Origin of the sequence: Parendozoicomonas sp. Alg238-R29 (assembly GCF_947331445.1) — a bacterium.
GTDB lineage: Bacteria > Pseudomonadota > Gammaproteobacteria > Pseudomonadales > Endozoicomonadaceae > Sansalvadorimonas.
Window position 1 is genome coordinate 1 of the sequence record NZ_CAMZOG010000247.1, and the last position, 861, is coordinate 861.

At 44.3% G+C, this 861-nt stretch carries 1 protein-coding gene; it reads right to left on the minus strand.

Going from position 1 to position 861, the window contains the following annotated elements:
- Positions 1–614 precede the first annotated feature (614 nt).
- On the minus strand, positions 615–861 hold a 247-nt coding region (locus tag QMA35_RS21885), incomplete at its 5' end, for a hypothetical protein (RefSeq protein ID WP_281649249.1).

The window sequence follows — 861 nt, forward strand, 5'->3', positions numbered from 1 at the left end:
CAGGAACTCTTGGAATTGTGTTTGCTGCATGACGATGGTTCCAATTACACGACAGAAACCGGTGCTCAGAAGTATAGTTCATGCACCAACATGTATTGTGAACAGAGCCCATATCCAAAAATCGCTTCTTACTTCCAGGCTTATCTAATGCCCTTTGAACAGAAGCTATAGCCATTTCCTCGTTTTTGGACTGTGATTTTGCAATGACACCAAGAACATAGTCCATATTGCTCTTGCCAATATTGCACGTCCTACATGCATAAAAATCTCCTTCACCGTTTCCCCTCTTAAACGATAAGGCTGTATTAGGAATTAAGTGCTCTACAGACTTGCACAAAGGGTCATTCTCTATTTTGTTCATCCTTTTTCGGCAATACGGGCAGACTTCATTGAAAATCACAGGAGATGACTACTATCGGTTAAAGATTTAAATATTAGACTATCGATTTAGATAATGCTGAAGTGTACTCAGAGCACATAACGCCTGCATTAAGGGCGCCGAAGGCGTCCTTTACATGCTCTTGTTGTGCGCACCTGGCCGGACGGGATTTACCGGCGCTGGCAGAACACAAACTTGGCGATTTATTGAGGTAAAAGTTGCCAGCTGGCAAACCCTACGTTTTGTTAATGTTTGGCACTGAACGTGCAGCCACTAAAAACCTTTGCTGCCGGGAAACACAGAAGCTTTGCTGGCGTTGCACGAGAAACATGAGCACGCTACCACTTGCCAGCTGCACGGACATAGAAAACATGAAAATATTAAAGCTGGCATTGCACAGGGAAAAAACGCAAATATTGAAACGCCAGCCCCACGAAAAGTGAGAAAAGCAGGCTGGGAACTGAAGCCCCAAATGTTTGTGC